The following is a 26,037-nucleotide window of genomic DNA, read 5'->3' as shown; positions in this document are numbered from 1 at the left end:
GGTTCGGCAGCCCATAGCCTGGCGCGGCGCCGGTGCCGTCGCAGTGCGGGCCCGCCCGCCACGGAAAGGCACGGAAGGGATGAGGGGGCACGCTGCATGAAGCGCGGCACATCACGGGACATCCGCACCGCGAACCGCTACGAGGTGCTGCGTCAGATCATCGCCGCCTCGCCCACCTCCCGGCAGGAGCTCGCGGCCGCCACCGGTCTCTCGCTCGCCACCGTCGCCACCCTCGTCGGCGAACTGCTCGACCTGCGCATGATCACCGAGGTCGGGTTCGAGGACTCGGCGGGTGGCCGCCCGCGGGGCCTCGTGGCCGTCAACGCGTCGGGGGGCGCGTTGATCGGCGTGGACATCGCGGAGACCTACGTCCATGTCGAGCTCTTCGACCTCGCGCTGAACGTGCTGGCGCGGGCCGAGGAGAACATGCGGCCCGGCGAGAGCCGCCCCGAGCAGGTGGTCGGCCATGTCGCCGCGGCCGCCGGTTCGGTGGTCGCGCAGGCCGGGGTCGAGGCCGCCCGGGTGCTCGGCGTCGGGGTGAGCGTGCCGGGGCAGGTGGACCGGGCCACCGGCATCTCCGAGTACGCGCCCAACTGGGACTGGCACGATGTGCCGTTGCTCGACCTGCTCTCCGAACACATCGCGTATCCCCTGTACTTGGACAACCCGCTGCGGGCGGGCGCGGTCGCCGAGCTGTGGTTCGGGGCGGCCCGCGGGCACGGGGACGCCGTCGTGGTCAACCTGGGCACGGGCGTCGGGGCCGGTCTCGTTCTCGGCGGCGGGCTGCACCGGGGCGTCAGCAACAGCGCCGGCGAGTGGGGGCACACCACGCTCGTGCTCGACGGGCGGCTGTGCCGCTGCGGCAATCACGGCTGTGTGGAGACGTACGTCGGCGCGCCCGGCATCATGCAGAACCTGCGTGAACTCAGCCCGCGGAGCCCGCTGTTGCATCCCGACGACCAGACCGCCACCATCGACGCCCTGGCCGCCGGGGTCGCCGCGAACGACCCGGTCGCCGTCAAGGTCGTCCGCGACACCGCCCGCTACCTCGGCGCGGGCATCGCCAACCTGGTCAACGTGCTCAACCCCGAGGTGGTCGTCCTGAGCAGCTGGGTCGCCGCGCGGCTCGGCGAACCCCTCCTCGACGAGGTGCGGGAGGCGGTCGCCCGGCACGCGCTGAAACGGCCGCTGGCCGCCAGCCGGATCGTCCTCTCCCCCATCCCCACCGACCCGGCCTGTCTGGGCGCGGCGACGTTCGCGCTCGAAGGGGCGTTGCAGTCGGTGGGTCAGAGAAACGCCAAGCGCACCGTTTTCGCAGGTGCGCGGAGCCGTACCGCACCACCCGCATGAACCATGCGGAACCGCACCACCTTCACGACGACGGAAGGGATGCAGTGTTACGCGCACCGACAACGGCGCACGCCCTCTGCCCGAGGAAACTCCGAGAAACCCGGCGATTCGCCTGCCGTGACGGAGCACTTGCCGGAAAGCGTTCTCGTAATCCGCTGCCCGCCGACGCGGCCGGCGGCGCCGGCATCCCCGTTCGAGCGGCAGCGAGCGGCAGACCTGTCGTACGACGCGCAGCAGGCGTCCGGGGCGCCACCACACGGCCACCGGCCGGTGGCCGAAGCGACCGTCGTGCCCGCCGGTGACGGCCTCCTGCGCCGGTTGCCGACCGCCGGCGGACAGCGCGCCGACCGGACGAACGGAGAGCACTCCGGCGTCCGCGGCCGGGCGGTCGTCGACGGCTCGAAAGTGATCCCGCACGGCCGCACCCGCGAGGCCGACAGGGCCGCGACCAGGCGATAGCCGCCGGGAGCACCCCACTGACCGAGGGCCGCCGGCCCTGACACCGGCGGCCCTCAACCTCCCTGCCACGCACCCGCGTTACCCCTGCGGCCGCCAGGTCACACCCTTTGCAGCGGCCGCTCTCGTTCGCCATGCCGAACCGATCACAACGCTTCGAACAGACTTCGTCCAACCCCTTGCCGAAGGCTTAGCCGAAGGTTAACGTCCCGCTCCGCGACAGGAATTGAGCCACCTGCGCCGAGCCACAGAGCCGTAGCCGCACTTCGAGACAAGGACGTCGCCATGTCGGCAATGAGCAACAGCAACTGGTCCCGCAGGTCCCTCTTCCGAGCCGCCGCGGGCATGGCCGCCGCCGGCACGCTCGCCGCCTGCGGCGGCAACAACGGCCGCGGTGGCGGATCCGGTTCGGGCGTCGGCCTCACGCAGTACTTCCACGCGTACGGCGAGCAGGGCACCGAGCAGGCCATCAAGAAGTACGCGAAGGCCTACGACAAGGCCGACGTGACCACGCAGTGGATCACCAGTGCCGACTTCGAGAGCAAGCTCTTCGCGACCCTGCTCACCAAGAACGCGCCCGACCTCTTCGAGTTCCACCCGCAGATCCAGCTGATCAAGAGCGGTCAGGTGGCGGACCTGACCGACATCGTCACGCCCGTCAAGGACGACTTCAACCCGGCCGACATCAAGTCGCACACGGTGGAAGGCAAGATCTACGGCGTCCGTATGATCGACGACCCGCAGTTCTTCTTCTACCGCAAGTCGATGCTGGAGAAGGCCAAGGTCGAGGTGCCGACCACCCTCGACGAGCTGGCGGAGGCAGCCGCCAAGCTCACCACCGGCAAGGTCAAGGGCCTGTACATGGGCGACGACCTGCACAGCGTCATCGACACGATGATCTGGTCGGCCGGCGCGGATCACCTCAACGCGAAGAACGAGATCGCCTACCACACCCCCGGCGTCATCGAAGGCATCAAGAAGATGCGCAAGCTGTTCACCAGCGGCGACCTCCTCCTCGGTGCACCGACCGCCTCCTGGGACCCCTCCTCGCTCAACCAGGGCCTGTGTGCCATCCAGTTCTGTGGCATGTGGGCGATGCCGGCGATCCAGCAGGCGCTCGGCGACGACTGGGGTGTCTTCCCCTTCCCCAAGACCGTCGACTCTGGCAAGCAGTCGGTCTACAACGGCGGTTGGTCGATGTTCGTCAACGCCAAGGGCGAGAACGTCGAAGCGGCCAAGGAGTACGTCAAGTGGCTGTGGATCGACCAGAAGAAGTACCAGGAGGAGTGGGCCACGTCCTTCGGCTTCCACATCCCGCCGCGCACCTCGATCGCGCAGACGGCCACCAAGCTGAAGTCGGGCAACGCCGCCGAAGGCGTGCGGCTCTTCAACGAGTTCGGCCACTTCGACAACATCGGCTGGACGCAGGCCATGCGCACCTCGCTCGAGGACGTCTTCGCCAACAGCGTCCGCAAGGACATGGACCCGGAGGCCGCGCTCGACAAGGCCGACACGGCCGTCAACCGCGAACTCAAGAAGCTGTTCGGATAGGCCGCGGGACGGAACACGACATGTCGACGACCAAGACGCGCGACCTCGCGCGCCCCGCCGCGGCGAAGGCCTCACCGGCCAGGCCGCGGCGGGCTCTGCGGGGCAGCCCCACCTTCAACTTCTGGCTCTTCACGGCGCCGTTCCTCATCGGCCTGGCGGTCTTCGTCTACGCGCCGATCCTCTGGAGCCTCTGGCTCAGCTTCTTCGAGGCCCGCTTCACCGTCACGCCCGACAAGTTCGTCGGCTTCGAGAACTACACGTACATGCTGACGAACGACGACTTCGTCGGCTCGCTCGGCACCTTCACCGCCTTCGCCGCGTTCATCGTGCCCACCACCTGGGCGCTCTCCCTGGGCCTCGCCCTGCTGGTGAACCGGCTGCGCTTCATGCGGGCGTTCTTCCGTTCGGTCTTCTTCCTGCCGACCGCGTGCAGTTACGTGGCCGCCTCGCTGATCTGGAAGATGTCCATCTTCAGCGGGGTCCGCTTCGGCATGATGAACACGGTCCTCGGCTGGTTCGGGATCGAGAACATCGCCTGGCTGGTCGACCCCAACCCGCCCTGGTACTGGCTCGTCATCGTCTCGGCACGGCTGTGGCTGCAGTCCGGCTTCTACATGATCCTGTTCCTGGCCGCGCTGCAGAACATCCCGGGCGAGCTGTACGAGGCCGCCGCCATCGACGGCGCCAAGCCGGGCTGGCAGACCTTCCGGTACATCACCCTGCCCCAGCTGCGCGCCACCTCCACCGCGGTGATCCTGCTGCTGCTCATCGCCGCGTACCAGGCCTTCGACGAGTTCTACAACCTGCTGTCGAAGACCACGTGGGGTCGTCCGCCCCTCGTCGAGCTGTACTACAAGGCCCTGGGCGAGAGCCAGGACTACGGCGCCGGCAGCGCGGGCGCGGTCATCCTGACCGTGCTGATCTGTGCCGTGACCCTGCTCCAGGGCAAGTTCCTGGGCTTCGGAAGGGGTGAGGAGTCCAAGTGACCACCACGTTGCCCGAGGCACGGGAATCCGCGCCGCCGCAGGACAGGCCCCGCCGCGACAGTCGTGGCCGCGGCGTGATGAGCTCCACCGGCCTCTACATCGCCACCGGGATCGCCGGCTTCTTCTTCCTGGTCCCGTTCTACCTGCTGATCCGCAACGCCCTCTCCACCGACGCCGACATCACCGGAGAGAACTGGAAGTTCTTCCCCACGGACCTCCAGTGGGGCAACATCAGCGAACTGTTCACCGACGAGACGGTGCCGTTCGGCCAGTCCCTGTGGAACTCCGCGGTCGTGGCCACCCTGCACACCGCCGGTGTCCTGCTGGTGTGCTCGCTCGCGGGCTACGGTCTCGCCCGCATCCCCTACCGGCACGCCAACAAGGTCTTCTACGCCGTCCTGGGCACCCTGATGGTCCCGACGGCGGTCACCTTCGTCCCGAGCTTCGTCCTGGTGTCGTCGCTCGGCTGGGTGGACACCTACCGGGGTCTCATCATTCCGGGCCTGTTCAGCGGTTTCACGTGTTTCCTGTTCCGGCAGTACTTCCTGGGGTTCCCCAAGGAACTGGAGGAGGCGGCGCGGGTGGACGGACTGGGCTACTGGGGTGCGTACTGGCGCATCGTGGTGCCCAACTCGCTGAACTTCTTCGCGGCGATGGCGACCATCACCTTCATCAACGGCTGGAACTCCTTCCTGTGGCCGCTGGTCATCGGCCAGGACCCGAGTTCGTGGACCGTCCAGGTCGCTCTCTCCAACTACATGACCAACCAGACCGTCGTCTTCCATCTGATCTTCATGGCCACCGCCTTCTCCATCCTGCCCCTGGTGTTCGTGTTCCTCTTCCTCCAGCGCTGGCTGGTCCAGGGGATCGCGCAGACCGGCATCAAGGGCTGACCCAGGAGACCGATGTCCTTGCGCGCCACGGCCGTCGGCTACGTCGAAAACGTCTCGCCGGGCAGCGGGGCCCTTCCGCCCCGCGCCCGGTACGCCTCCTCGGACGCGAAGTCACCCGCGCTGAACGGACGTTGGCGTCTGCGCGTGTCGGCGACCGCCGACGCCGAGGACGACTCGTTCGCCGAAGACGGTTACGACGCCGAAGGCTGGGCCGAGGTCGCGGTGCCGGGCCAATGGGTCCTCCAGGACGACGGAGCCTTCGGCTCGCCCCTCTACACCAACCATCCCAGTCGTGCGGCCCGGGCCCGCTCCCGCGGTACTTCCTGAACGCCGAACCCGTCGCGTTCTCCTTCGTGTTCTCGGAGATCGATTAATTGATTGACCGTTTGATCGACATTCCGACACGGTGATGACGTCTCCCGCGACAGGCCGGCTCCCCCAGCCGGCCGGCCGCGCTTCACTGGAGGTTGAACTGGTGATCGGCAGCATCGAGGTACGCGATCTCTCCCGCACCTTCCACACCACCGTCCGCCGGCCCGGCCTCGCCGGCGGACTGCGCTCCCTGGTCAACCCGGAACGGGTCGCCAAGCACGCCGTCTGCGACATCACCTTCGATGTGGCCGCCGGCGAACTTCTCGCCCTGCTCGGCCCGAACGGCGCCGGCAAGTCCACCACCATCAAGATGCTCACCGGCATCCTCACCCCGACCTCCGGCGAGGCACGCGTCGCCGGCGTGGTGCCGTACCGGGAACGGGAGCGAAACGCCCGCAACATCGGCGCCGTGTTCGGGCAGCGCACCCAGCTGTGGTGGGACCTGCCGGTGCGCGAGTCGTTCGCCATCCTGCGGGACATCTACGAGGTACCGAAGGCCGAACATGCCACCCGGCTGAAGGAGTTCGACGCCCTTCTCGACCTGTCCTCCTTCTGGGACACCCGCGTGCGCCACCTCTCCCTCGGCCAGCGCGTGCGCTGCGACCTCGCGGCGGCGCTGCTGCACGACCCACCCGTCGTCTTCCTGGACGAGCCGACGATCGGGATGGACGTGGTGGTGAAGGAACAGGTCCGCGAGTTCCTGCGCCACCAGGTCGAACAGCGCGGCCGGACGGTCCTGTTGACCACGCACGACATGACGGAGGTCGAACGGCTCGCCGAGCGCGTGGTGCTGATCAACCACGGACGACTGGTCCTGGACGGCACCCTCGACGAGATCCGTCGCACGTTCGGCTCGACCTGGCAGGTGCGGGCCACCCTCGCCGACCCGCACGCCGAGGTCGTGGCCCTGCCGGGAATCGCGGTGCTGCGACGCGACGGATCCCGCGTGGTGTTCGGACCGGACGGACCCGGCGCGCCGACGGTGCACCAGGCGCTGAAGTCGGTCATCGAACGGTACGAGGTCACCGACATCGCCCTCGACGAGGCCGAGTTGGAGGACGTCATGCGGGCCGCGTACGTGCAGGCCGGGGACGCTTGATGGCGGTCCTGAGCGCCTGGCGCACGGCCCGGGTGACCCCGCTCGGCGAGTTGCACACCCCGCCCCGGATGACGGCCGCCCTGCTGCGACTGGCCGTCCAGGTGGTACTGGTGGCGTCGCTGTGGCACGGCCTGTACGCCCAGACGGGAACCACCGCGGGAATGACCCGAGACCAGGCGGTCACCTACGCCGTGCTGGCCGTACTGGCCTCCCGGCTGCGGGAGTTGGACCAGTACGCGGCCCGGGACACCGTGATCCAGCACATGCACTTCGGCACCATCGTCTACTGGTACCTGCGCCCGTTGTCGCCTCAGCGCTACTACGCCCTGCGTGCACTGGGCGAGCAACTGTACGGCCTGGCATGGGCGTTGACGGGCTACGTCGTCTGCCTCGCCGCCGGGGTGGTGGAGCCGCCCGGGTCGGCCGCCGTGGCGGCGGTGTTCGCGCTGAGCCTCCTGCTCGGCCAGTGGATCCTGTACTACGTCATGCTGGCCATCGACCAGCTGTGTTTCTTCACCCTGCGCAACAACGCGGCGATGCTCATCCTGATCTTCGCGCAGAACCTGCTGTCGGGGGTGTACGCGCCGCTGTGGTTCTTCCCCGACTGGTTCGTCACGCTGAGCGGTTTCCTGCCGTTCCAGGCCACGCTGAGCGTTCCGCTGTCGCTCTACGTCGGTCGCATCCCGGTGTCGGACGCCGCCCCCGCGCTGCTGGTACAGGCCGCCTGGGTGGCGGTGCTGGCCCTGTTCACCCGGCTGGTGTGGCGACTCGCCGCCCGGCGGGTCATCTCCCAAGGAGGCTGATGCCCTTGAAAGCCGTGCGTCTCGCGTGGCGCATCACCCGTCTCAACTTCCGCGCTCAGCTGGAATACCGCTCCGAGTTCCTGATGATGGTCGCGATCGGCGCCGTCTGGCAGGTCTCGGTCATCGTGTTCGCGACCGTGCTGCTGACCCGCTTCAGCGGGATGGGCGGCTGGGACAGCTCGGACGTGCTGCTCATCCCGGCGACCCGGATGCTCGCCCACGGTCTGTTCGTGCTCTTCCTGGGCCGCATGCACGGAATCGGTTACTTCATCCAGGAAGGACAGATCGACGTCTGCCTGGTGCGGCCCCTGCCGGTGCATCTCCAGGTCCAGCTGCGCGTGTTCCCCACCAACGCCATCGGTGATCTGACCGTCGCCGCGGGGCTGATGGCGGCGGCGCTCGGCCGCAGCCACCTCGACTGGACGGCGGGCCGGATCTCCTACCTGGTGGCGGCCGTGCTCGGCGGCATGCTGCTGGAGGCCGCCCTGTTCACGGCGGTCGCCTCCGCCGCTCTGCGTTTCCCGACGGCCGACTACTGGGGCCGCTGGCTGGAGGAACTCCTCGGCACGTTCGGCAGCTACCCGCTCAACGTGCTGCCCAGGGCGGTGGGCGGCCTCCTGACGTACGGCCTGCCCCTCGCGTTCGTCGCGTACTTCCCGGCCGCCGTGCTCACCGGCCACGGCCACGACACCGCAGTCCCCTACTGGCTGGCGGGGGCCTCCCCGCTGCTGGGGCTGCTGACGTACCTCGGCTCGCGGCTGCTGTGGCGGTGGAGTCTGGGGCACTACACGGGGGTGAACGGATGACTGGATACCGCCGGGTGCGGGCTGGGCCTCCGCACGGCTGGAGCACCCTCGGCCCGGAGGTGTCGATCACCGAGTCGGAGGTCCGCATCCCGCGCCCTGCTGCCCGCACCCTGAGGAGCGACGCCCGCACCGTCGAGATTCCGTCGAGGCGGTGCCTGATACAGGATGGGCTCATGTACGACTCCTTCGGCGCACCCCGCCTGCGTACGGTCGAGCCCGGCGAGTACCCGGTATGGGAAGAGGCGCTGGCTCTCGTCAACCACGACCTGAGCACCCTTCTACCGGACCGCGGCCCGCTGTGTCTGGTCGCGCTGCCCGCCTGGCCGAAGGAGTCGGCCGACGAAGAGCATGCGTCCGAGCATGTGTACGTCGCCCTGCCCGACGGCCGCTGGCACGGCAACGACCTGCCCCCGCACGCGGGTGCCGGACCCGGCCCCGCGCTCGCTGCTGTCGCCGAGGCCGCGCAGGACACGGTGCTGGAGTGCCTGTGGCAGGTGTGGCCGGTCTGCGCCGAGCACCGGCTCGGGATGCACCCGGGTCAGCAGGACGGGCAGGTGGTGTGGAGATGCGCGGGCCGAATCGACGAGGGGGAGCCGGGACACGTACAGGCGCCGGTCGGAAAGCTGGAGGAGTCGTGCCGGTAACGGAGGGAGCGCCGCAAGCAATACAAAGAGATCAAAGAAGGAGCAAGCAGAACAAGCAGAACAAGCAGAACCAGCGAGGGTAAGCGTTTTCTCCTCCGCACTCACTGTTTCCTCAACAACCCTTGTGCGTCACTCCGGACGGCCTCAATCTGAGCTTTGTTCAGCTCCTTCGCCGCTCTTCCCCCACCGGAGACACCCCCACATGAGACGACTCATCGGCACCCTGGCGGCCGGCGTTCTGGCCCTGACCGGTCTCACCGCGACCGCCGCAGCCCCCGCCCAGGCGACCACCGCCGCCACGTCCGGCACCTTCAACGTCCTGACGTACAACGTCGCGGGCCTGCCCGAGGGCCTCAGTTCCGGCCACCCGGCGACCAACACCCCTTTGATCTCACCGCGGTTGGCCGCCTATGACATCGTCAACGTCCAGGAGGACTTCAACTACCACGCGGCGCTCTACGCGGGTGACAACCACCCGTACCGCACCGCGACCAGTGGCGGAGCAGCCATAGGCGACGGCCTCAACACGCTGTCGGACTACGCCTTCGAAGACTTCGAGCGGGTGCGCTGGAACAACTGCACGGGGACCAACTGCCTCACCCCCAAGGGTTTTACGCTGTCCCGGGTCCGGTTGGCCGAGGGCGTCTTCGTGGACCTCTACAACGTGCACACCAACGCGGACGACTCGGACGACGCGCTGGCCGCCCGGCGCGCCAACATCGAGCAGCTGTCGGACTTCATCCAGGCGAACTCGTCCGGCAACGCGGTGCTCGTGATGGGCGACACCAACACGCGCTACACCCGCGCCGGCGACAACATCCGCCTCCTCGCCGACGAGAACGGTCTGACGGACGCGTGGGTACAGCGGGTGAAGGGCGGCACGCGGCCCACCCAGGGCACGGACGCACTGCTCTGCCCGACGACCGCGCCGGCCAACGACTGTGAGGTCGTGGACAAGGTCTTCTACCGGGGCAGCAAGCTCCTGAGCCTGAACGCAACCCGTTACGACAACGAGTGGGCATCGTTCCTGGACTCCGCCGGCGGCAACCTGTCGGACCACTTCCCGCACACGGTCGACTTCTCCTACACCCTCAACTCGACACTGCGTGCCAGTGACTTCCTCGGCGGCCCGCACGGTACCGCGTTCAACGACGCTGACGACCTGCCGGCCACCCCGGCCCCGCGCACGCTGACCCTGCGGGGTGGAGCCCGCCTCGACGCGGTGGCACTGACCCACGACGGCGGTACGACCCTCACCCACGGCGGCACGGGCGGCACGGCGACATCACTGACGCTGGCGACGGGCGAACACCTCACCTCGGTGAAGCTGACGCAGGGCCAGAAGGACGGCCGTACCAGGATCTTCTCGGCGGCCTTCACGACCGACAAGAGCCGCACGCTGTCCTCCGGCACGGCGACGACCGACGCCACCACCTTCACTGCCCCGTCCGGCTGGCAGATCGTCGGGTTCACGGGCCGCGGGGGCGACGAGGTGGACAAGCTGGGCGTACTGTACGCGCCGATCAGCTGATCCGCGTCCGTGTCCGTGTCCCTGTCCGCGTCCGCGTCCGCGTCCGCCCACCAGTTTCTCCGGACCGTAGTGGTAGAGCACGTTGCGCGTCTCGAACGCGGTGGCGTCGTCGGGATCGTCGTAGTACGTGTACTCCCCGATCTCGATCAGCGCGGACTTCACCAGCGCCCTGAGCAGTACGACCCGCGGCTGCTCGGGCATGGGGTGCAAGGCGGTGGGGTCGGCGGGCACGGGCATGCGATGCGTCCTCATGGCGCTCGGGGGCCGACGACTCGGGGCTGGGCGCCGATTCCGGGTTCCTGGGCTGGGACCGGGTTCTGGGGTTGGGCGCTGGGGTTGGGGTCAGGGGGGATGGGGTTGGGGTTGGGTGGGGCCGTGTGCCGTGTGCCGATCATGTTCCCAGTGCGTGCCGTTCCGTGCCCGTCATTTCTTGGGTGGGCGGAGCGGGTGCTGAGCGGCGTCGGCGGGATCCGTGCGCCGGGGCGGGCCCTGACGCCCCGGCCCGCGCGCCCCTCGGCCCCGGACCCGGACCCGGACCCGGCAAGATGAGCTGGGTCGGGGCGGGAAAACGGTTGCGGAGCGGTTCCAGGGCTCAGGGCCCGGCGGCCCTGGGCCCGGCCCCGGGGCAGCGGCTCCACCCACCGTCCGCCGTCCCACCTGGGAGACCCTTAGGATCCTGCCTGATACTTCCAGGTCCGAGCGCACGCAAGGCGGTTCCCATGCCACGAGTCGGCCTCACCACCGACCGCCTCGTCGAAGCCGCCGCGGAGCTGGCCGATGAGGTCGGTTTCGACAACGTCACCATTTCGGCGCTGGCCCGACGGTTCGGCGTCAAGGACGCGAGCTTGTACTCGCACGTCAGGAACCTCCGGGAGCTACGGACCAGGCTCGCGCTGCTGGTCGGCGGCGAGATGATCGACCGGATCGCCGTGGCCGTCGTGGGGCTCGCAGGCAAGGAGGCGCTGGTCGCCTTCGCGGGGGCGTATCGGGAGTACGCCCTCCGGCACCCGGGCCGATATGCCGCCACCCAGATCCGGATCGACCAGGAGATCGACCGGGAACTGGCCGCCGGGTCCCCCGCTCCGCGCCGGACCGTCGAGATCACCTACGGGATGCTCCGCGCCTACGGCCTCGACGAACCTGACCTCACCGACGCCGTCCGCCTGCTGCGCAGCACCTTCCACGGGTACTGCACGCTGGAGGCCACCGGCGGCTTCGCCGCGCCCCGGGACGTGCGGCGGTCATGGGACAAGGCGATCGACGCCCTGCACATGGCCCTGATCCACTGGCCGCGAGAGAGCGACAGCGGCGACGCCGGTAGCTGACGCCCTCAGCAATGGCTTGCTGCGTCAGCGCCCATTCTCCGTATGTCCTCGTACGCCGGCGTACGGCCAGCCGGCCTGTGCCCTTCCCGGATCTCGTCGAGGGCTTCGAGCGCCGCACCCATCGCTCGCCGGTACAGGAACGAGCCGAGGCTGACACGGCTCACCCCCAGGTCGCCGAGTTGGGGGACCGTGGGCCCGGTCGGCGAGTACAGGATGTTGAGGGGGACGTCCAGTCGTGCGACGAGCGCGGCGATCTCGCCCGCATCGGTCAACCCCGGGACGAAGACCCCGTCCGCCCCCGCCTGTTGGTAGGCATCGAGGCGGGACAGCGTTTCGGCTCCGCCGCGTTCCCCGCGTTCCCCGTGTTTCCCGTGTTTCCCACCCTCGCCCCGCTCGCCGAGCCAGTACGTGTCCGTACGGGCGTTGACGAAGAGGCCGGGCGCGGCGGCCTTGACCGCGGCGATCTTCGCCGCATGCCGGTCGACCGGCCCCAGGGCATCCTCCAGGTTGATGCCGACGGCTCCCACCGCCACCAGCTGACGGGCGAACTCCCCCACCTCGTCCGGATCTTCGCTGAAACCGCTTTCCGCGTCGACCGAGAGGAAGAACGGTTGCGAACCCAGAATCAACGCGAGCCGTAGAGTCTCGTCACGAGTAGCCGAGGCTCCGTCCGGCAGCCCCACCGCCGCCGCCACCGCGAGACTCGTCGTGCCGATCGCCCGGAAACCCTTTCGCGCCATGGCCATCGCGGTGGCCTGGTCCCAGGCGTTGGGCAGGAGCAAGGGGGTATCGGCGTGGTGAAGGTCGGCGAAGGAGTTGTAAGTCGCCCTGAATGCACGCATGCGGTCCACGCTAGGGGCGCGTCCTTTCGGCCGCCGCCGAACCGTTCCTGCTGATCTGCTTCCGTCGGGCTGTTTCCTGCAACTTTCCCAGCGAACCGTTTCCGGCGGATTTTCCTTCTCCACCGGCCCCCTGCCCGGCAGCTGGCGCCGCATCAGACAACGCCCACCCGATCCCAGACTGTTCCTTCCGAAGGCCCGCTCCCTCTACTGTCCCGCTCGGGAAAGACGCTGGATCGTCGGGCTCATCCCGCCCTACGGTGGCGCCATGAGCAATCACTCGGAAGCGCCTGTCACGCCTGTCGAGGCCTATGAACCCCCCTACTACGTGGCTGTCTTCACTACGGTGCGCACCCAGGAACAGAGCGGCTACAGCGAGACCAACGCGCGCATGGAGGACCTGGTGAAGGACGTCCCTGGGTTCCTGGGGATGGACCACGCACAGACGCCCGGAGGGCTGTCCATCACCGTCGGATACTTCCGCGACGCCGACGCCCTCACGGAGTGGCGGTGCAACGCCGAGCACCGTGCGGCGCAAAAGCGCGGGCAAGCCGAGTGGTACCAGAGCTACACACTGCATGTGGCGAAAGTGGAGCGGAGCCAGGGGTTCGTCCGGGCACAGGCCCCACAAGGCCCGGCGGCAGGCTGACCAGCCGAAGCCACCTCGGCGACCGCTCTGCCAGGCGGTTTTGGGGAGCGGAACGGGTAGGCGTCCCCGAGATCGATGACAACGAGGTCAAGCGCCTGGTGCGATGACCTGGATCAACCAGTGCCGAAGGCCCACATCCGGCGGCGGTGTCCCCGGCGCAGGATGTGGGGCGCGTCGTCGCCGGCCGCCCACAGGACAACTTTCTTCTGACGTGCTACTGGCTACCAGCCGTCCGTCTTCGTGCCCTGCGGCCGCGCCGCCTCAGCCTGCGGCCCTCTCTGCCGCGCTGCGCTCCACGCAGAACTCGTTGCCCTCCGGGTCCGCGAGGACCGCCCACCCCGTACCGTCGGGCCGACGGCGGTCGTCGACCAGTGTGGCGCCGAGTGCGAGCAGACGCTCGACCTCCTCCTCGCGGGTGCGGTCCTGCGGCTGGAGATCGAAATGGATGCGGTTCTTCCCGCTCTTGGCCTCCGGGACGGTGACGAAGAGCATGCCCGCGCCCTCGATCAACGCCTCCTCGTCGCCCGGCTTGTCGTCCTCGTGAAGAGGCTGGCCGAACACCTCGGACCAGAAGCTGCCCAGGGCGTAGGCATCGGAACTGTCGATGGTCACGTGACGGAGTGCAGAAGTCATACCCGGATTCTTCTGCACTCCGTTCCCGCAGGGCAACGGAGATTCCCCCTTCGCCGGCACGCACTCGTTGCGGCGCGCCGACCGAGCCACGTCCACCGGGCCGGCCCCCTTCCGGTCTCACCCTGGTCACATCCGCCACGTTCGCCACGCCAGTTCCATCCCTGCCCACCCGGCACGGCAACCTTTTCCTGCGCAGCGGCGACCACCGGCCATGACAACTGCACGACGCACGACGCGCCACCGCCGTATGCGCGCGGCTCGCAAGCCCGCGATCGGTGCCCTCGCGGCTGCCGGGGTGCTCGCCGGCGCCTGGTGGGGCACCGCCGGGGCTGCGACGACCTCCCCGAACCTCTCCCCCACCACCACCGCCGTCACGCTCGCCGCCAAGTTCCCCTACCTGTCGGCCGGTTACAACAACACCAGGGAGTGGACGCGGACGACGACCGCGGTGGCGCCGAACGGCACGCTCCGCGTCGCCTGGCCGGCGGCGGACGGCGTCCACGTCACCCCGCTCACCGCCGCCGGGAAACGCTCGGGCGCCGACACGGTCGTCAAGGGCGCCAAGGAGGTGGGCGGCATGGTCGCCCACAACGATGGTTTCGCACTGCTCACTCGAGTCGCCGACACGAACAAGTGGAAGGAGACGGCGGCCGCGATCGTCCGCTACACGAGTGGCAAGCGGACCTTCCTCACGAAACTCACCGGAACCGCTTCCCACGACACCGCACCGCTGCTCGACGGGCAACTTACCTGGAACGGCACGAAGTACGGCGCCTACTTCGTCGTGCACGGAGCCGGCGGCTTCGCCGACGGGCACTACGGGGACAAGATGGCGTACCTGAGTGCCAAGGGGGCGAGGCTCACCGGAGGCTGGAGCTGGGGGTGCAGCCACAACGAGGGCATCGCCCTGCACGCCGAGACGACCGGCTCCTTCACCTCCCTGTGCTTCGACGACTGGCGCTCGGGGCTGTTCGTCTCGACCGGCATCGGCGCTCCGGACACCGCCCCCGTGGTACAGCGCGAGCAGTGCTGGGCCGGATACTGCGGCGGCACCTTCCCCAGCCGTACCGGCGACCTCGTGAAGTCCTCCACCGGCCGTTACGCAACCGCCTTCGCGTCCCGCGGCGCCGTCTCGGCCAAGAAGAACCCGGACGACGCCAGCGGCCGCGGCTGGACCGTGAAACCGAGGACGGGCACCCATCAGGTCGCGCTGGCCTTCATGAAGAACCGCAGCTCCGGTCCGGGCAAGGCCGTCTACCTCACCAGCGCCGTCGGCACGGAGAACGTCAACGTCCATGTCGCCCCCTACGGCAAGGACCGCCTCCTCGTCTCCTGGGAGTCCCTGAAGGGCGCCAAGTGCGCCGCCGGTACCTGCACCGGCACCTTCACGGGCACCCACCTGCGTCTCGTCGACTGGAACGGCAAGTTCCAGAGCCCGGACAAGGTGGTGAGCACCCGCATCGCCGGTGACCTCGCGGTCCTCAAGGACGGGACGCTGACCTGGGCGTACGCCCCCGTGACACCGTCCTACGCAAAGCCGCTCACCGGGGCTTCACCGACCACGACGACGTTGCGGATCGCGCGTCTGAAGCCGTGAACCGGAAATGGCGCTCCGAACCCGTCGGCCGGCGGACACTCAGGTCGTACGCGCCGTGATCGCTGTCGGCATCCACCCTCTGCACCTCCACGGACACCAGTTCCCGCAGGGGCAGGGGGTCGGGCTCGGCCGTGAGGCGGGCCAGCGCGACGAAGAGAGTCGCAGGGCCTTCGCCCAGCACACCCGACAGGGGGGACGTGCCCGCCAGCCCGTGCGCGGGCACCAGCTCGGCCCGCTCGTCCCCGCCTTCCACCGGCGTCCAACCCGTGAGGTGCACTTCCGTTCCCGGCTCCGCGCCGGCCACCAGGTGGGCCCGCACCTCCACCGCGCCCTCGGCCACCACCAGGCTGGTGACTTCGGCCCCGGAGCTCAGCACGTACCGGGAGGCCGCCCAGTCCTCTCCCACTCCGAGCGGGACGATGCCCTCGCGACGCGGGTCGCCGCCGACCGTGACGACGTTGTCCGGTGGCGCGTCCAGCGGCCGGGTGACCGTGGAATACGCGAACCTCGTGTAGTACGGGTCGTAGCGGACGTCCTCACTGCCGTGGTTGTGCAGGCGGACCAGCCCGTCCGAACTCGTGGACTGGATAAGCCAGTTGGGAGCAGCAACGGGGGTAACCGCATTCTCCCGTTCCACCGGCCCCGGCTCCTCCGTCGCCGTCCACACCTCGTGTTCCGGTGGAAGCAACAGCCCGAGGAAACCCTTGCTCGCCCAGTAGGGGGAGGCCGGTCCCGAGTAGCCCTGGAGGACGGACTCGTCGGGGCCGTGCCAGCCGAGCGTCAGCAGACCGTGTTCGTCGACCGCACCGCGTTCCAGGAAGTACTTCAGCGCGCCCGAGGCCAGGCGCCGGGTCTCGCCGGCGGCGAGCGGGGTGTGGCCGGTCAGGGCGCCCAGCCACAGGGGGGCGGTGGTGGCGAAGCGGTAGGTGAGGGAACGGCCCTGGTGCAGGGGGGCACCGTCACCACCGAACAGGCGCGCGTAGTCGTCGAGATGCGTGCCGAGCCGGCCGCCGTAGAGGGTGAGCAGTTCGGGGTCTTCGGCCAGCCAGGCGTGCAGGACCGGGTAGAGGTGCATCGCCCAGCCGTTGTAGTAGTCGAAGGCACGGCCGGGGCCGTCGCTGTACCAGCCGTCGGCGACGTACCACTGCTCGATGCGTTCCAACCCGCGGTCGATCGCCTTGCGGGAGGCCTCCGGCTCATGGCCGACGGACTCCAGGAATCCGCCCACCGTCACCGGGAACAACTCCCAGTTGCAGGGCCAGGCCTCGGCGGTCAGCGCGCCTGTGAGCCAGGCCGCGGCGCGCTGTCGGACACCGTCGTCGAGGCGGTCCCAGAGGAGCGGACGGGTCAGTCGCAGCGCGAGGGCGATCGACGCGGCCTCGACGAGGGGCTGACCGCGGTCCTCGATGCGGGGCCAGACGCCGCTGACACCGGCCGCGAGACCGGTTGCGTAACGCTCCAGGGCCGTCTCGTCACGACGGAAGGCCGCCAGCAGCAGCGTGCGGGCGTACCCTTCCAGGCCGTCGGAGAGGTGGCCCGACCAGCTCTCCCGGTCGCCGGGAAAGTGGTAGAGAGCGCGATCCTCGGTGGCGTACGGCTCTACCGCGGCGAGCAGCGCGTCGGCGGCGGCCTCCCAGTGGGCGCGGGTGTAGCCGGTCCGGGGGCTTCGGGCGAGGTCGGGCGGGGGCAGGTGCATCTGCTGTTTCTTTCCTTCGCGGCCGGTGCGGAGCCTGGAGGTGCCAGGACCTGGGGGCGTCCCGGTTCCGGTCGGGGCGCCCCCAGGCGTTCATCCCACCCGCACGGTGCCCCTGGGCACCAGATGCTGGGCGACGAGTTCGTCGCGGACCAGGCCCGCGTAGACCGTTGCTCCGTGCACGGAGGTGTGCGTGTTGTCGCGTTTCTCGTTGTAGAGGTAGAGCGCCTTGGAGTCCTCGACGCCCAGGGACTCCACCAGCGCCTTGGTCTTGGCGGTGAGATCGATCAGCGGAACCTCCAAGGTGGCGGCGACCGAGCGGATCACCGCCGGGTGGTCGACGCCAAGTCCGTTGACGAGCAGCGCGGTTGCGTTGTTCAGCGTGCCGTCGGCATTGAACCACCGGCGCACGATGGGGGTCACCAGGACCGGCCGACCGCCCTTCTCCCTCACTCCCGCGACCAGTGTCTCGAGATTCGCCCGGTAGGTGGCCTCGTCGGTCGTCTTGTCGTTGTGGGCGAGTTGGACCAGGACGAGGTCGCCGGGGCGGATCAGCGGCTGAACCGTCGCCCAGAGCAGCGGGTTCCCCAGATAGGTGACCGTACTCTCCCCGGAATCGGCATAGTTGGCGACCGAGACGCCCCTGCGCAGATACTGCGGCAACTGCTGGCCCCACCCGGTGTACGGGTCTCCCGGCTGGTCGCAGACAGTGGAGTCACCGACGAGGAAGACCTGCCGTGCGTGCCGCGCGCGGGTGACCCTGATGTCGGCCAGGGCCGGCGCCGAGCCGCCTACCGCCAGGTCGAGGCCGGCGGTTCCGGCCGCACCCGTCGGTTCGCCTTCGGGGGTTCGGACGTCCACGGTGAAGCTGCGGACCAGCCGTTCGCCGGCGGGAGCGGCGACCTCGGGGAGCAGGGCGCGCCGGGTCTCACCGCTGATGGCGGTACTCGACTCGTCGTCGCCACCGAGGACGACTTCGACGTCGTAGGTGCCGGGCGGGACGTCGAAGTGGCACGCGGTTGCGGTGCAGTTGTCGATGCCGAGGGGTGCGCGACCGCCGTGCGCGTGAGCGGCGGGTACCGCGGTCAGACCTGCGGTCAGGGTCAGCGCCGCCAGCACGGCAATGTTGAAACGTCTCACTTGCGGCTCCTCCGTCACGGCAACAGGGGCTGGCGGCTGGACCGTACCGCCTCTGGCAAGCGCTTTCTAGACCTGGGACCGATTTCACGGGATTGCCAACCTCCAGCAAGCGAAAGCCCTTTCGCGAAATCGATTCAACTGTCACTCTCTCAGGCACCCGCACCCCCACACCTCCCGAAGGAGGCACCCCCATGTCCGGATCCGAGAACCACCGGCCGATCCGACGCCGCACCTTCGTCCTCGGCGCCGCCGCCACAGCAGGTTCGGCCGCCCTTGCCGGACCGCTCGCCGCACCGGCCGCAGCAGCAGCCTTCGGCTACACCGACGACGGCTCGAACTACGTCGTCGACACCGGCGCCAACCTGGTCTTCAAGGTCAGCAAATCCACCGGCGATCTGACCTCGCTGGCCTACAGGGGAACCGAGTACCAGGGCTACGGCGGCATGAACTCGCACATCGAGTCGGGCCTCGGAAGTTCCACCGTGACGATCACACAGTCCGGCTCGACGATCCTGATCTCGGTCACGCACGGCACGCTGAAGCACTACTACGCGGCCCGAAGCGGCGAGAACAACGTCTACCTGTGGACCAACAAAGCCGACACATCCGTTTCGGCAACCCGTTACATCGTGCGCGTCAAGGCGGGCCTGTTCCTCAACGACGAGCCCGACTCCTACACATACACGACCAGCACGATCGAGGCCTCCGACGTCTTCGCGAAGTCCGACGGCCAGACCCGCTCCAAGCACTACTCCAAGCTGCGCGTCATCGACTACAACTACATCGGCTGGACGACCGGCAGCGTCGGTCTCTGGATCGTGCGCAGCAACCACGAGAAGGCCTCGGGCGGCCCCTTCTACCGCTCCCTCCTGCGCCACCAGAGCGCCGACGGCGGCGGCCTCTACGAGATCCTGTACTACGGCCAGAACCAGACCGAGGAGCAGCGCTTCGGCCTCCAGGGCCCCTACGTCATCGCCTTCACCGACGGCGGCGCCCCCTCCTCGTCACTGTTTCCGGGCACCCTGACCACCTCGTGGGCGGATTCGCTCGGCATCTCCGGCTACGTCGCGGCGAGCGGCCGGGGCCGGGTCGCGGGAGTCGGCATCACGGGACGCAACACGGCGTACCCGTACACGGTCGGGCTGGCCAACTCGGCCGCGCAGTACTGGGGTTCCGCACGGTCGTCCGACGGCTACTTCTCGATCACCGGGGTGCTCCCTGGGACGTACACACTGACGGTCCACAAGAGCGAACTGGCTGTATACAGTACGCAGGTGACCGTATCCGCAGGCGGGACGACCACGCTCAACTCGATCGCGATCCCGTCCTCGAACGATCCGGGCAACGCGAGCGCGATCTGGCGGATCAACGACTGGACCGGCACGCCGAGCGGCTTCAAGAACGCCGACCTGATGACGTACGCGCACCCGTCGGACGTCCGGGCCGCCGCCTGGACGGGGAATGTGGTGATCGGCAGCGGCAGTGAGACCTCGGCGTTCCCCTGCTACATCTGGAAGGATGTCAACAGCGGTCTGCTCGTGTACTTCAAGCTCACCGCGGCCCAGGCCGCCGCCGCGCACACCCTGCGCATCGGCGTGACGACGGCCTACGCCAACGGCCGGCCGCAGGTCGTCGTCAACGACACCTGGACCTCGGCCATCCCCTCCCCACCCACACAGCCGAGCACCCGGTCACTGACCAACGGGTCCTACCGGGGCAACAACTACACGTTCACCTACAGCGTTCCGGCGAGTGCATGGCTCACGGACACCAGCCAGTACAACGTGCTGAAGATCAACGTGGTGAGCGGTTCGGGGACGACCTCCTACCTCAGTGCGGGCACGTCGATCGACGCGGTCGATCTCCTCGCCTGACGTAGATCAGGTTCCGCGCGTCCACTGCTGGTTGGTCCCTCCGTTGCACGTGTAGGTGATGAGGGCTGCGGAGTTGGCGGTGGACGCGCCGTTCACGTCCAGGCACTCGCCGCTCGCACGGGACTTGACGTTGACATAGCTGCCGGAAGTCGTCAGCGACCACTGCTGACCGGTGGCTGCCGCGTCGCAGTTCTCCTGACTGACGGAGCTCGCGTTCTCCTGCACGCACAGAGAACTGTTTCTGACGACCAACTGGTAGTAACCGCTTCCGACGGACTTGAACCAGTACTTCTGGTTGCTACCGCCGTTGCAGTCGTACTGCTTGATCTGGGCACCCGCCCAGAGGGACTGACTCGTGACATCCGCGCACTTGCCGCTGTGCCGGGCAATGAGCGTGTTGTACGTGGCACTCGTTCCGGTAACCGTGCCGGCCGCCGTGTCGACGGTGACCTCGGGTGACCAGGACATCGACAGCGAGGTGGTCGTGGGGAAGGTCAGCGGCAACCAGACGTAACGGGAGTCGTTGACGGTCCCGCCGAAGGAGTTGCCCCAGCGGTCGCCGAGGTAGAGGTACGAGGTCCCCGAAGCGCCCTGGACGGGCAGCACGTACGCGGTCTGCGAGCCGTACGCCGTCGAGTCACCGACGTTCGTCATGGCCGACCAGGGACCGGCGAGCGAGGTCGCCGTGGCGTACTGCTGCTGGTTGGGGCTCCATCCGGTCGCGCCCGAGGTGAGCATGAAGTAGACGCCGCCCCGCTTGAACAGCGCCGGCGCCTCGCGGTGGCCGCCGTGCCAGGGGTCGGCGACCAGACTTGCGATACCGGTGTAGTCGGCGGTGAGCCGGTAGATCTGGAGGTCGTAGTTCTCGCGTGCGGCCGAGATCATGTACCCGGCGCCGTCGCTGTCCACGAAGACCGTGATGTCACGGGACATGTGCTGGTCGAGCGGACGGAAGCTGCCCTGCCAGGTGTAGTTTCCGTCTACGGTGTCCGACACGGCGACCGCCGCCCGGGCCTCGCTGTAGTCGGCTCCGTTCTCCTTGTGCATCCACATCACGAACTTGCCGGTGGACGCGTTGTACATGACCTTCGGGCGTTCGATGTTGGCGCTGGCCAACTCGGAGTCGCTGGACTGGGTCAGGACGTGATTACGGAACTCCCAGTTCTTCAGGTCCGTGGATCGGTAGGCGTCCACGTACCGGAAGGTGTTGTCGGCGTTGCGGTTCTCGCCGAACCAGTAGTAGTAGGAGCCGACTTTGAGCACTCCGCCGCCATGGGCGTGTACGGGACTGCCGGAACTGTCGGTGAACTGAGTGCCGTTGGCGATCGTCACGGTCGCCGCCTGGGCGGATCCCGCGGTCGCAAGAGCGCCCATCAGCACGAGACACAGGGCGAGCAGGGTCGTGTACGCACGTCTCATCTCACGCACTCTCCTTCACGGTGTCGGCGACGGAGACGCCGAAGTCGGTGGTGCCGTCCGGGTGCGGGCCGAATGCCTGGATCCGGGTGTGTCGGCCGGGGTCGCTCAACGGAGCGCTTGCGAATCGAAGTGCCCCACTGGCAAGTACATTTGACGAACTGTCAGGTGCATGGATCACCCATGGAGGAGCGAGGACTCGCCGCGCTCCGGTCCTCGCGGGAGGAGTGGGGCTGCGCCTGGGGGGCGGCACGGCGGAAGACGAGCGGATCGGGGCGCAAGCGGCTGCCTCTCGAGAGAGGGACGTTCGGAACTCCGAACGACATGTGGAATGACGAACGCCGAAAAGGTAAGGGCGTGTTACGGGCAGGTCAACGGGTCTGACGGGACTTGATGGAAAGCCCTTTCCGGAAGTTTCCGGTGGGAAGGTTGCTTTCCGGGTGGGCCGATCCCCCGGCGGAACCCGGGGAGGCAAATTTCTGTTATCGGTGTCGCGCCGACGCGTCTCCGATCCGTGCGCAGCCCTCTCCACACCTCAGCAGCGGTCGTCAGTGCCCTCGCGACCGTCGCCGCCCTCACGGCCACCGCTCCCCCGGCCGTGGCCGCCGACGCCCGGGACGTCACCGCCGACGTTCTCGCGAACCGGGACGTGACGCTCGGGGGCGACACCGTGGTCACCGTGCCCTCCGGGACGACGACCTACGACGGCGTTTTCCGCGGCCGGGGAACACTTACCGTGCGCGGCGGCGGAACGCTGGTGCTGAGCAAGGACAGCGACTTCACGCTGCCAAGGGCGCGCCGGCGGCAGGTGGTACGCACCCAGGGCGGAAACCATCCCTACACCACGGTCGGCAACCCCGACCCACCCGCGATCACAGTGGAACGCGGGACGACCCTCCAGTACGGCACGGGCGGGGGCACAGGGCTGATCGGGCACTTCCCCTACGACACTCCCGGCTACCGGCTCAATCAGCTCAACGTCCGCGTCGACGGCACGCTCCGGCTCTCGCTGACCCGCACGTTCAACATCGGCACGATCAGCGGCTCCGGCCTCGTCACCCAGCCCCGCGGCATGTGGGGCACCCTCGACCTGGCGGGCACCCACCCGTTCTCCGGGGTCATCGACAACGGCACCGGAATGGCCGTCGGCCGCCCCGAGTACCCGGTGTCGCTCCCCAACACCCGGGCGATCCTCAACCAGGGCTCCTGGATCATCGACACCCCGCTCCACCAGACGATCACGCTGCGGCAGGACTTCTATCAGCGGGAGTACGGCAGCGACGTCAACGTCCACTCAAGACCCGGCAGCAAGGTCGTCCTCACCGGCCAGTACAGCTACAGCGACCAGGGCGGCGACGCCCATCCGTCGCTCAGCGACCCGGACATCAACTGGCGGTCCCTCGCGCACCAGTTGAACAAGCGGGGCACCAACATCGAGGGCGCCGAGGTGCAGTGGGGCGACGGCACCACGCACAAGATCTTCATGCCGGGAACAAAGGACACCGTTTACATCAACCTGCACGAGGCCGGCGGACGACGGTCCCTGCTGACCTTCGACTACAACGGGCCGGTCACCTTGGGTGCGCCGATCGGCGGCGGCAAGTACCACGACACCCTGGCCGTGCCCGGCGCCGGTGACGTGGTCATCGCCGGGACCGAGGGCAACGACGTCACCTTCGCGGCCGCGCAGTACTACGACGGTTCGACGACCGTGCGAGAGGGGGCGGTCCTGCGCCTGGGGTCGGCACAGGGAGACGGCTCCCTGCTCCTCGGCACCGACCGGCGCCGGATCGTGAACGACGGCACCCTCGTCGTGCACAACGCGAAGAGCGCGATCTCCCTCTCCCGGCTCGGCGGCAGCGGCTCGCTCGTCCAGTCCGGAGACGCCACGACGACCCTCACGGGCGCCGCGGTGACGTACACCGGGACGACGACGGTCGAGCAGGGAACCCTCGCGCTCAGGGACGGGGCGACTCTCGCCAACAGCAGGGCGGTCCGGCTGACATCGGCGGGAGCGCGGCTGGACACCGGCGTCTCGGCACTGCGGGTGACGAGCGCACTCAGCGGAAAGGGCACCGTGAAAGGCGCCGTGACGAACGAGGGCGTGGTCACGGGCGGGCTGACCGTGACCGGCGCCTACACGCAGAACGACAAGGGACGACTGGTCCTCGCGGACAAGCCCCTGAAGGTGGGCGGCAAGGTCACCCTGAGCGGTGGACTCGACCTGTCCGCGGCAGGGACGGCCACCACGACACCCGCGGCCGGTACCGCTCACGGCACATCCTCCGCCTCGACCGGAACTGACAGCGCTTCCGGCAACGTTTCCCCCGCAGCCGGAAGCACGGCGGCCGGGGAGATCACCGTGCTGAACCACACCGGGGACACCCCCACCACCGGCGCCTTCGACCAGCTGCGCGAGGGAGCCGAGGTGAAGCTCGCAGACACCGTTTACCGGATCAGTTACAAGGGCGGGGACGGCAACGACGTCGTCCTCACGGCGACAGCCGTGAGCCCATCGGCAAGCGCGCACGGGCAGACCTCGTCGGGGTCCGTGACAGCCAGGACGCGCAGTGCGAGCGCGGCCGAGAGCGGCGCGTTCGGCTGGTGGCCGTACGTGCTGGCAGCCGGGTTGTTCGGCGGGCTGCTGGTCCCCGCGACCAAGCGCACGCGGGTCGGCAGCCGCCGCCGTGGTGGACGGCACTCGGCGCACGGGCGATGAGCCGGAGCGTGTCACCCGGGCTTGGAAGAAGTGAACGAGGGCCTGGCCGCCCTCTCGTATCCCCTACCGTGATCACCCTGTTCATTCACCGGACGGGTCCGACCGTCCGTCGTCCGGTCGACTAGCGTCGTGACATGACCAGCGACATCCCTGCTCCCCTCGCCGAGACCTCCCTCACCACGGCTCTCGCCGCCGGAGCCGTCGTCCTTGACGGCGGTATGTCCAACCAGCTGGAGTCCGCCGGGCACGACCTGAGTGACGAACTCTGGTCGGCACGGCTGCTCGCCGAGCAGCCCGAGGCGATCACCCAAGCGCACCTCGCCTACTTCGAGGCGGGCGCGAACGTGGCGATCACCTCCAGCTACCAGGCCACGTTCGAGGGCTTCGCCAAGCGCGGCATCGACCACGACGAGGCCGCTCGGCTGCTGGCGCTGAGCGTGGAACTGGCCCAGGAGGCGGCCCGGCAGGCCCGGAACAAGGGCCTCGCCCACCCGCTGTGGGTGGCTGCTTCGGTGGGGCCGTACGGAGCGATGCTCGCGGACGGCTCCGAGTACCGGGGCCGATACGGGCTGAGCATCGCGGACCTGGAGCGTTTCCACCGTCCCCGGCTGGAGGTCCTGGCCGCCGCGGCGCCCGATGTGCTGGCGCTGGAAACGGTTCCCGACGCCGATGAGGCCGAGGCACTGCTGCGCGCGGTGCGCGGGCTCGGCGTCGCGGCCTGGCTGTCGTACTCGATCGCCGGTGACCGTACGCGTGCGGGGCAGCCGTTGGACGAGGCGTTCGCCCTGGCCGCCGACACGGACGAGGTGATCGCGGTCGGGGTGAACTGCTGCGCCCCGGAAGACGTCGAAGCCGCTGTGACGACCGCGGCTCGGGTGACGGGCAAGCCGGTCGTGGTCTATCCCAACAGCGGCGAGGTGTGGGACGCGGAAGCCCGCGCCTGGAACGGCCGATCCACGTTCACCGCCGAACAGGTCCTGGGGTGGCGGGAGTCGGGGGCGCGTCTGATCGGCGGCTGCTGCAGGGTCGGTCCGGAGGCGGTCGCATCCATCGCTCGGACACTGACCTCCACATAGATCTCTGGCCTCCCGCCCACCGCTGCTGGCCTCCGCTCGGGGAAAGCGTTTGCAGCCGGATTTCGCCATGGACTGCGAAGCGCAACGGCTCGGGCATCCGTTCCTGGTGTGCGGCACGGAGGGCGGTGTACGGCACGAGCCGGACTTCGTGGAAACGATGCGGGCCAAGCGAGCCGCCGCCGCCAATCTGGTGGGCGGAACCGCCGGCACACCGGGATACGGCCGGCGGACCCGCCGTATCGCTGACTCGCTCGCCTCCGTCGGCTCACGGCTCGTCCCGTGCGGACCGCCGCCATTGGGCCCGGGGACGCCCGTGACCATCGTCGAGTACGACAACGTGAGCGGCGCCTTCGCCCTGGCCGCGCACGTTCTCGCACAGGGCCACCGACGGGTGCGCTTCCTCGGGGACAAGCCGGACCGCACCACGGCGCTGGGACGGGAAAGCGGTTACACAGATGCCCATCGGGCGCGGGTCATGTCGTGGTACGGGACTCGGTCGCCGGCGCCGCGAGGAGATCCTCGGCTACGAGGTGACGGCGGGTGACCTGGTGGGCCTGCCGCGCCGCCCTGCACGCCCCTGACACA

At 68.9% G+C, this 26,037-nt stretch carries 22 protein-coding genes and 2 pseudogenes; 18 read left to right on the top strand and 6 right to left on the bottom strand.

The window, feature by feature from the left end:
• Positions 1-96 precede the first annotated feature (96 nt).
• The 11 genes and pseudogenes from QQM72_RS32565 (at position 97) to QQM72_RS32515 (ending at position 10,491) form a co-directional block, all read left to right on the top strand.
• On the top strand, positions 97-1,350 hold the full coding sequence (locus tag QQM72_RS32565) for an ROK family transcriptional regulator (RefSeq protein WP_314224417.1): 1,254 nt from the start codon (positions 97-99) through the stop codon (positions 1,348-1,350).
• 270 nt (positions 1,351-1,620) lie between these two features.
• Entirely contained in the window at positions 1,621-1,809 is a 189-nt protein-coding gene (locus tag QQM72_RS32560) for a hypothetical protein (protein ID WP_314224416.1), read from the top strand.
• 291 nt (positions 1,810-2,100) lie between these two features.
• Complete coding sequence (locus tag QQM72_RS32555) at positions 2,101-3,357, top strand: ABC transporter substrate-binding protein (protein WP_314224431.1); 1,257 nt, start codon at positions 2,101-2,103, stop codon at positions 3,355-3,357.
• A gap of 20 nt (positions 3,358-3,377) precedes the next feature.
• Positions 3,378-4,343, top strand: coding sequence for a carbohydrate ABC transporter permease (locus tag QQM72_RS32550; RefSeq protein ID WP_314224415.1), 966 nt, complete (start codon positions 3,378-3,380; stop codon positions 4,341-4,343).
• Positions 4,340-5,236, top strand: coding sequence for a carbohydrate ABC transporter permease (locus tag QQM72_RS32545; RefSeq protein WP_314224414.1), 897 nt, complete (start codon positions 4,340-4,342; stop codon positions 5,234-5,236). The genes QQM72_RS32550 and QQM72_RS32545 overlap by 4 nt, the downstream gene beginning before the upstream one ends.
• Before the next feature lie 12 nt (positions 5,237-5,248).
• A pseudogene (locus tag QQM72_RS32540) lies at positions 5,249-5,521 on the top strand (hypothetical protein); the annotation flags it as partial.
• Between the two features lie 190 nt (positions 5,522-5,711).
• Entirely contained in the window at positions 5,712-6,707 is a 996-nt protein-coding gene (locus QQM72_RS32535) for an ABC transporter ATP-binding protein (protein ID WP_314224413.1), read from the top strand.
• A complete protein-coding gene (locus QQM72_RS32530; protein ID WP_314224412.1) occupies positions 6,707-7,510 on the top strand; it encodes an ABC transporter permease in 804 nt (267 codons plus the stop codon). The genes QQM72_RS32535 and QQM72_RS32530 overlap by 1 nt, the downstream gene beginning before the upstream one ends.
• Positions 7,510-8,316, top strand: coding sequence for an ABC transporter permease (locus tag QQM72_RS32525; protein ID WP_314224411.1), 807 nt, complete (start codon positions 7,510-7,512; stop codon positions 8,314-8,316). The genes QQM72_RS32530 and QQM72_RS32525 overlap by 1 nt, the downstream gene beginning before the upstream one ends.
• Entirely contained in the window at positions 8,313-8,960 is a 648-nt protein-coding gene (locus tag QQM72_RS32520) for a hypothetical protein (protein ID WP_314224410.1), read from the top strand. Before QQM72_RS32525 ends, QQM72_RS32520 begins: the two co-directional genes overlap by 4 nt.
• Before the next feature lie 202 nt (positions 8,961-9,162).
• Positions 9,163-10,491 (top strand): jacalin-like lectin, encoded by a 1,329-nt coding sequence (locus tag QQM72_RS32515; RefSeq protein ID WP_314224409.1) that lies wholly within the window; start codon positions 9,163-9,165, stop codon positions 10,489-10,491.
• An 18-nt stretch (positions 10,492-10,509) separates the two neighbouring features.
• Here the strand turns inward: QQM72_RS32515 and QQM72_RS32510 are convergent.
• Positions 10,510-10,728: pseudogene (locus QQM72_RS32510) on the bottom strand (antibiotic acetyltransferase); the annotation flags it as partial.
• A gap of 482 nt (positions 10,729-11,210) precedes the next feature.
• Here QQM72_RS32510 and QQM72_RS32505 point away from each other — a divergent pair.
• Complete coding sequence (locus QQM72_RS32505) at positions 11,211-11,816, top strand: TetR/AcrR family transcriptional regulator (protein ID WP_314224408.1); 606 nt, start codon at positions 11,211-11,213, stop codon at positions 11,814-11,816.
• Positions 11,817-11,821: 5 nt separating this feature from the next.
• Here the strand turns inward: QQM72_RS32505 and QQM72_RS32500 are convergent, their stop codons facing one another.
• Complete coding sequence (locus QQM72_RS32500; RefSeq protein WP_314224430.1) at positions 11,822-12,658, bottom strand: isocitrate lyase/PEP mutase family protein; 837 nt, start codon at positions 12,656-12,658, stop codon at positions 11,822-11,824.
• A 265-nt stretch (positions 12,659-12,923) separates the two neighbouring features.
• Between QQM72_RS32500 and QQM72_RS32495 the strand changes: the two genes are divergently transcribed.
• Entirely contained in the window at positions 12,924-13,304 is a 381-nt protein-coding gene (locus tag QQM72_RS32495; protein ID WP_314224407.1) for an antibiotic biosynthesis monooxygenase family protein, read from the top strand.
• A gap of 261 nt (positions 13,305-13,565) precedes the next feature.
• Here QQM72_RS32495 and QQM72_RS32490 read toward each other — a convergent pair whose 3' ends face one another.
• On the bottom strand, positions 13,566-13,937 hold the full coding sequence (locus QQM72_RS32490; protein WP_314224406.1) for a VOC family protein: 372 nt from the start codon (positions 13,935-13,937) through the stop codon (positions 13,566-13,568).
• A 211-nt stretch (positions 13,938-14,148) separates the two neighbouring features.
• Here QQM72_RS32490 and QQM72_RS32485 point away from each other — a divergent pair, with 211 nt between their 5' ends.
• A complete protein-coding gene (locus QQM72_RS32485) occupies positions 14,149-15,534 on the top strand; it encodes a hypothetical protein (protein WP_314224405.1) in 1,386 nt (461 codons plus the stop codon).
• Here the strand turns inward: QQM72_RS32485 and QQM72_RS32480 are convergent.
• Together QQM72_RS32480 and QQM72_RS32475 are read right to left on the bottom strand one after the other, a co-directional pair.
• Positions 15,479-17,230: a DUF2264 domain-containing protein gene (locus tag QQM72_RS32480; protein WP_314224404.1), complete on the bottom strand. Its 1,752-nt coding sequence runs from the start codon at positions 17,228-17,230 to the stop codon at positions 15,479-15,481. The genes QQM72_RS32485 and QQM72_RS32480 overlap by 56 nt on opposite strands.
• Before the next feature lie 90 nt (positions 17,231-17,320).
• The gene (locus QQM72_RS32475; protein ID WP_314224403.1) at positions 17,321-18,367 is read right to left on the bottom strand and encodes a rhamnogalacturonan acetylesterase; all 1,047 of its coding nucleotides are present in this window, start codon (positions 18,365-18,367) and stop codon (positions 17,321-17,323) included.
• Between the two features lie 191 nt (positions 18,368-18,558).
• Here QQM72_RS32475 and QQM72_RS32470 point away from each other — a divergent pair, with 191 nt between their 5' ends.
• A complete protein-coding gene (locus tag QQM72_RS32470; RefSeq protein ID WP_314224402.1) occupies positions 18,559-20,241 on the top strand; it encodes a rhamnogalacturonan lyase B N-terminal domain-containing protein in 1,683 nt (560 codons plus the stop codon).
• 6 nt (positions 20,242-20,247) lie between these two features.
• Here QQM72_RS32470 and QQM72_RS32465 read toward each other — a convergent pair whose 3' ends face one another.
• Positions 20,248-21,660, bottom strand: a complete 1,413-nt coding sequence (locus QQM72_RS32465; protein WP_314224401.1) for an RICIN domain-containing protein — start codon at positions 21,658-21,660, stop codon at positions 20,248-20,250.
• 511 nt (positions 21,661-22,171) lie between these two features.
• On the opposite strand from QQM72_RS32465, the gene QQM72_RS32455 reads away from it, so the two are divergent.
• The 3 genes from QQM72_RS32455 to QQM72_RS32445 all read left to right on the top strand — a co-directional run bounded on the left by QQM72_RS32455 (position 22,172) and on the right by QQM72_RS32445 (position 25,996).
• Positions 22,172-24,376: an autotransporter-associated beta strand repeat-containing protein gene (locus QQM72_RS32455; RefSeq protein ID WP_314224400.1), complete on the top strand. Its 2,205-nt coding sequence runs from the start codon at positions 22,172-22,174 to the stop codon at positions 24,374-24,376.
• 134 nt (positions 24,377-24,510) lie between these two features.
• Positions 24,511-25,452 carry a homocysteine S-methyltransferase gene (mmuM, locus tag QQM72_RS32450; protein WP_314224399.1) on the top strand — a complete coding sequence of 314 codons (942 nt, stop codon included), beginning with the start codon at positions 24,511-24,513 and terminating at the stop codon, positions 25,450-25,452.
• 67 nt (positions 25,453-25,519) lie between these two features.
• Positions 25,520-25,996 carry a LacI family DNA-binding transcriptional regulator gene (locus tag QQM72_RS32445; protein ID WP_314224398.1) on the top strand — a complete coding sequence of 159 codons (477 nt, stop codon included), beginning with the start codon at positions 25,520-25,522 and terminating at the stop codon, positions 25,994-25,996.
• Positions 25,997-26,037: the final 41 nt, after the last annotated feature.

It is taken from the genome of Streptomyces zaehneri, from assembly GCF_032248645.1.
In the GTDB taxonomy this organism is placed as follows: domain Bacteria; phylum Actinomycetota; class Actinomycetes; order Streptomycetales; family Streptomycetaceae; genus Streptomyces; species Streptomyces coriariae.
Note: the sequence above shows the minus strand (reverse complement) of the source record. Positions and strands in the feature narration are given on the sequence as shown.

Bases quoted from the DNA above. Each gene is read 5' to 3' on its own strand.
- QQM72_RS32525 (WP_314224411.1), top strand. From the start codon at position 7,510: ATGCCCTTGAAAGCCGTGCGTCTCGCGTGGCGCATCACCCGTCTCAAC.
- QQM72_RS32445 (WP_314224398.1), top strand. From the start codon at position 25,520: ATGGACTGCGAAGCGCAACGGCTCGGGCATCCGTTCCTGGTGTGCGGC.
- QQM72_RS32550 (WP_314224415.1), top strand. From the start codon at position 3,378: ATGTCGACGACCAAGACGCGCGACCTCGCGCGCCCCGCCGCGGCGAAG.
- QQM72_RS32485 (WP_314224405.1), top strand. From the start codon at position 14,149: ATGACAACTGCACGACGCACGACGCGCCACCGCCGTATGCGCGCGGCT.
- QQM72_RS32565 (WP_314224417.1), top strand. From the start codon at position 97: ATGAAGCGCGGCACATCACGGGACATCCGCACCGCGAACCGCTACGAG.
- QQM72_RS32555 (WP_314224431.1), top strand. From the start codon at position 2,101: ATGAGCAACAGCAACTGGTCCCGCAGGTCCCTCTTCCGAGCCGCCGCG.
- mmuM (WP_314224399.1), top strand. From the start codon at position 24,511: ATGACCAGCGACATCCCTGCTCCCCTCGCCGAGACCTCCCTCACCACG.
- QQM72_RS32465 (WP_314224401.1), bottom strand. From the start codon at position 21,660: ATGAGACGTGCGTACACGACCCTGCTCGCCCTGTGTCTCGTGCTGATG.
- QQM72_RS32500 (WP_314224430.1), bottom strand. From the start codon at position 12,658: ATGCGTGCATTCAGGGCGACTTACAACTCCTTCGCCGACCTTCACCAC.
- QQM72_RS32495 (WP_314224407.1), top strand. From the start codon at position 12,924: ATGAGCAATCACTCGGAAGCGCCTGTCACGCCTGTCGAGGCCTATGAA.
- QQM72_RS32520 (WP_314224410.1), top strand. From the start codon at position 8,313: ATGACTGGATACCGCCGGGTGCGGGCTGGGCCTCCGCACGGCTGGAGC.
- QQM72_RS32470 (WP_314224402.1), top strand. From the start codon at position 18,559: ATGTCCGGATCCGAGAACCACCGGCCGATCCGACGCCGCACCTTCGTC.
- QQM72_RS32480 (WP_314224404.1), bottom strand. From the start codon at position 17,230: ATGCACCTGCCCCCGCCCGACCTCGCCCGAAGCCCCCGGACCGGCTAC.
- QQM72_RS32490 (WP_314224406.1), bottom strand. From the start codon at position 13,937: ATGACTTCTGCACTCCGTCACGTGACCATCGACAGTTCCGATGCCTAC.
- QQM72_RS32505 (WP_314224408.1), top strand. From the start codon at position 11,211: ATGCCACGAGTCGGCCTCACCACCGACCGCCTCGTCGAAGCCGCCGCG.
- QQM72_RS32515 (WP_314224409.1), top strand. From the start codon at position 9,163: ATGAGACGACTCATCGGCACCCTGGCGGCCGGCGTTCTGGCCCTGACC.
- QQM72_RS32530 (WP_314224412.1), top strand. From the start codon at position 6,707: ATGGCGGTCCTGAGCGCCTGGCGCACGGCCCGGGTGACCCCGCTCGGC.